The organism is Nocardiopsis rhodophaea (assembly GCF_039530945.1).
Taxonomy (GTDB): domain Bacteria; phylum Actinomycetota; class Actinomycetes; order Streptosporangiales; family Streptosporangiaceae; genus Nocardiopsis_C; species Nocardiopsis_C rhodophaea.
In genome coordinates this window covers 1-4,000 of sequence record NZ_BAAAPC010000042.1, presented here as the reverse complement: position 1 = coordinate 4,000, position 4,000 = coordinate 1, and the positions used below count along the sequence as shown (strand labels likewise).

Annotated in this window: 4 protein-coding genes, 1 tRNA gene and 1 pseudogene; 1 reads left to right on the top strand and 5 read right to left on the bottom strand. The window is 69.9% G+C overall.

The genetic code is table 11. The annotated features are described in order from the left end of the window. Nucleotides 1-135 precede the first annotated feature (135 nt). Complete coding sequence (locus ABD259_RS25530; RefSeq protein ID WP_344165817.1) at nt 136-954, bottom strand: hypothetical protein; 819 nt, start codon at nt 952-954, stop codon at nt 136-138. Nucleotides 955-1,009: 55 nt separating this feature from the next. Next, complete coding sequence (locus ABD259_RS25525; RefSeq protein WP_344165814.1) at nt 1,010-1,414, bottom strand: hypothetical protein; 405 nt, start codon at nt 1,412-1,414, stop codon at nt 1,010-1,012. On the opposite strand from ABD259_RS25525, the pseudogene ABD259_RS25520 reads away from it, so the two are divergent. After that, nucleotides 1,409-2,054: pseudogene (locus ABD259_RS25520) on the top strand (tyrosine-type recombinase/integrase); the annotation flags it as partial. The gene ABD259_RS25525 and the pseudogene ABD259_RS25520 sit on opposite strands and share 6 nt — an antisense overlap. Nucleotides 2,055-2,398: 344 nt before the next feature. Here the strand turns inward: ABD259_RS25520 and ABD259_RS25515 are convergent. From ABD259_RS25515 to ABD259_RS25505, 3 genes are all read right to left on the bottom strand, one after another. Next, nucleotides 2,399-2,471, bottom strand: a tRNA-Lys gene (locus tag ABD259_RS25515). 160 nt (nt 2,472-2,631) lie between these two features. Next, a complete protein-coding gene (locus ABD259_RS25510; RefSeq protein WP_344102785.1) occupies nt 2,632-2,829 on the bottom strand; it encodes a hypothetical protein in 198 nt (65 codons plus the stop codon). Nucleotides 2,830-2,887: 58 nt separating this feature from the next. Further along, a complete protein-coding gene (locus ABD259_RS25505) occupies nt 2,888-3,865 on the bottom strand; it encodes an N-acetylglucosamine kinase (RefSeq protein WP_344102783.1) in 978 nt (325 codons plus the stop codon). Between the last annotated feature and the right edge of the window lie 135 nt (nt 3,866-4,000).

Here is a 4,000-nt window from a genome sequence, read left to right as displayed (position 1 = left end):
TTCCCGCTGGTGGGGTCCATGTCGGTCAGGCTCATCGTCACTGCGGTGCAGGTCCTTGTCTCGCCCTTGATGTTCTAGTTAAGACTGATTCGTCCTGTATGTCTCAAACGAGCCTGACAGATAGGGTTCTCGCGCTCATGGCAAGAGAAGGGTTGCCAGATCCTCAATGGATGTGTAGACGCCTGGGCCGCACTTAAGAAGTAGCCCGGCCTTCGCCCATCGAGAGAGCTGCCGGTACATACTGCCCAGGGTGATATCGCCCAGATGGTGAGCGATCTCCCGAGCTTTCCAATGGCGGCCGGGGTCCGCTTTGAGCAGGGCAAGCACGTGTTCGCGGCGTCGCTCCACTCGGGCGGAGTGCCGATCGTCCCGGGACACGTCAGGCAGCGCACGCTCCTGGAGGGCGGGTTGGAGGACCGTGATGGCCAGGCCGGTGACGGCACAGCTCGTATCAGGCCTTCCGTCGTCTTGGCGCTCGCCGTACCGGGAGATCGGCGACTTGACCTTCCGGGTGCTGACCCGCCGCCGTCGAGCGGGAAGCAGGGCGGCCAGGACCCGCTGCCCGATGGGACCGACCCAGTCGACAGCCGTGGTGACGACGTCGGAGGCCTGGACCACGTGCTCGCGTGCAGCCTGAAGGGCCACGGTGAAGGAGCAACGGTCGGGATCGGTACCCGAACGGGACTCCGCGGCATCGACCATCACCATCCGCAACGCCTGGTAGAGGGTCAGCAGGGCCCACATCTCCTGCTCCACACCCACGGGGTCGCCTGAGCGCAGCAGGCGGCCGCCCATGAGCGTGTGCCGCAGCGCGGAGTACGCCGACTCGTGCTCCCACCGCTGGTGATACAGGCTGACCAGGGCGGTGGCCGGATGCCTGCGAGCGTCGGTCAAGGTCGTGACCAGCCGGTAGGGGCCGGTGAAGACCGTGCCGCCGGCGCAGATCATTGTCACGTGCGCGTCGATGATCCGGACCCGGACCTGCCCGATGGCCGACAGGTAGGAGCCGTCAGCCAGACGAGACAGGACCGGGGTACGCCGGTTGGCGCGCAGCCCTTTCCAGAACCTGGGCCCCGGCGCTGGTAACCGCGGCAAGGAAATCGCTGCCGTCGAACCCCTTGTCCCAGAGCACGAGCATGCCCGCATCCAGCAGGTGCAGCAGCCGCCCGGCGTAGCTCGTCTCGCCTTGGGCGGTGGGGCCGAAGACCGAGCCGATCAGGGCCCGGGTTCCGGTCTCCACGAGTGTCGTCAGCTCGAGCATGGGATAGCCGTTGTGGGCGGACCTGCTGAGCCATGCCCGGTTGCGCTCGGTGTCGGGGACCTCCTGCGAGGCGCATCCGTCGAAGGACACGGTCCGGTAGGGCTCGAACCGCACGCCCTGACTGGTGGGCTGGGCCAGTGGACCGGACAGCACCTGCCCGCCACCGAGGAGGTCAAGCGGCGCATCACCGCAGGGGCCCAGCTGCGGGGCGAGGTGCCCACCGTCGCCGAATGGCTCGCAGAGTGGCTCGAGTCCAAGACCGGCCTGGCCCCGGCCACCCGGCGCTCCTACACCGGCCACATCACCAACTACCTCACCCCGCACCTGGGACAGGTGGGTCCTCGACAGGCTCCAGGTCGGCCACCTGCAGGCCATGTTCGAAGCGATCGAGGAGCACACCACCCACATCCGCACCTGCCGCGACTCCGACGACCTAAAGGTGCGGGCCTCGGTGCGCGGACAGCGCATCGTCTCGCTGACCACCAAGCACCACATTCGCGCCACCCTCCGCTCGGCCCTGACCGCCGCGATCGCCCGCCCCGACCTTCCCGTCCAGGTCAACGCCGCCTCGCACCTGCACCTACCCTCGGCCCCGCGCGCCAAGCCCGCCGTGTGGACGCCCGACCGCGTCGCCCACTACAAGGCGACCGGCCAGGTGCCCTCATCCGTGATGGTCTGGACGCCCGAGCAGACCGCCCACTTCCTCGACCGCGCGGGCTGGGACCGCCTCTATGCGCTGTTCCACCTGATCGCGATGAAGGGCCTGCGCCGCGGCGAGGCCGTCGGGCTGGAATAGAACGCCGCCGAGGCCACCGCCGCCATGATCCCGCTCAAAAACCGCAAGACGGACACCATGAACGACCGGTAATCCGGGGTACCCGGGGCCCGTCAGGACGCGCAGGACCGCCCTGACGGGCCCCTGCGGGGCTCCCGGCCCGGGCAAAGGCCGGCATGGCCCGGCGGGGGCGTCCACGGGCCTACAGGCCCGGCGGACACGGGCACCACCCGGCGGCGGACCAGGGCCGTGGCCCAGGCAATGAGCACGCCGTCGACATCGGAGCACACCAGGAGCCCACACACGACGAAACCCCAGGCCCGGACCGGCGTGAAAACCGGTCTAACCTGGGGTTTCTTCTGTGCGCCATCAGGGACTCGAACCCCAAACCCGCTGATTAAGAGTCAGCTGCTCTGCCAATTGAGCTAATGGCGCCCGCCTTGCGGCTGTGTCAGCGGCGGTGAGCTGGGCTCTCGCGCCTTCCGACGTCGATAACTTTAGCAGGCTCTGGGAGGGCTTGCGAACCGGTTGAGTGGCGCCCCCACCAGCCTTGCGGAGGTGGGGGCTCAGTGCTGCGCGTCGGTGCCGGTGCGCATCAGGACCACATCATGACGACGGCCACGATGATGCCGATTGCCACGATCGCCCCGACCCCCGCGAGGACGTAGGGGGTGACCGGCCGCTTGGGAGCCGGTTCCGGCTCGTTGTTCTCCTTGACGAACCGCTGGAACATCATGGTCGACCCCGCAGGGTCCACCTGTTGCTCTTGCTCGGTGTTGTTGTTCTCAGACATGGGCCTGACACTAGCGACTCCAGCGCACCATGTGTGTCCTTCCCAGGGATGAATTAGCTCAATTCGCCGTCCGCCCCCGGGGCCGCTCTCCTGCCGCCGGCGGTTTGAGGAGCTGTGCGTGGGCCGATTCCGGTGCGCCCGACCTGCGCAGCGCGAGTCCGGCCGCGCCCAGTGCGCCGTCGGCGGCAATGCGGGGGGTCGTGCCGTAGCGGGTTCGCAGCCCCTCGCGTACGGTGTCGGCGACCGGGCCGGTGGACAGCAGCGCCCCCGCGAACACCACCGGGGCGGCGTCCAGGGGATCGGGGGCGACCGTCGCGAGGTTGGTGAGGAGCCGTTCGGACGCCTCCGCCACGATCTCCCGCGCGACCGTGTCGCCGTCTGCCGCCGCCGCGGCCACGACCGGCGCCAACTCGCCCAGGCCGGCGGGTGGGCGCGCGTAGGCGGCGCGGACGATCGCCTGGGTGTCGCCCGGCGTGGTCTTCAGGGCCCCCGCCAAGTGCTGCGCCAGCACGGTCGGCCGCCCCCTGCCGTCGAGGGACGCGAGCGCCGCGCGCAGCCCCGCCAGCGCGATCCACACCGCCGAGCCCTCGTCGCCGAGCAGCCAGCCGTACCCGTCGCACCGTCGCGCGACGGCGCCGTCGCGCACGTAGGCGGCGACCGCGCCCGTTCCCGCGATGAGCACCGTGCCCGCATCGGCCGCGCTCCCCGCCGCGAAGGCGATGACGATGTCGTCGCTGACGTAGGGGGTCCCCGGCAGCCCCAGCGCCTTCCACACGCCGGTGACCGTCCGGACAGCGTTAGCGTCCCCCACCGATGCCCCCGACACGCCGAACACGGCGGCGTCGACCGTGATATCCCCCGCGTCGGCGAGCGCCGCACGCAGCGCGGACTCGAACGCCCCCGCCGGGTCGGCGCTGGAGTACTGGTTTCCTCCCCCGGCGCGGCCATGGGCGAGCAGCCGCCCGCCGCGGGTCACCACGGCGCAGCGCGTGGATGTCCCGCCCGCGTCGACTCCGATCACGACGTGCTCGGTCATACTCGGCAGCCTAGACGAGTGATTCCTTGAAACGTCGTAGTCGTCCGCAAGCCCTGAGTAGCCGAGGGCAGGGCGGCGGCCTCGTGATCGGGCAAGGAGACCCGGACGTGGGCGAAGGGCGTCCAAGATCGTGGT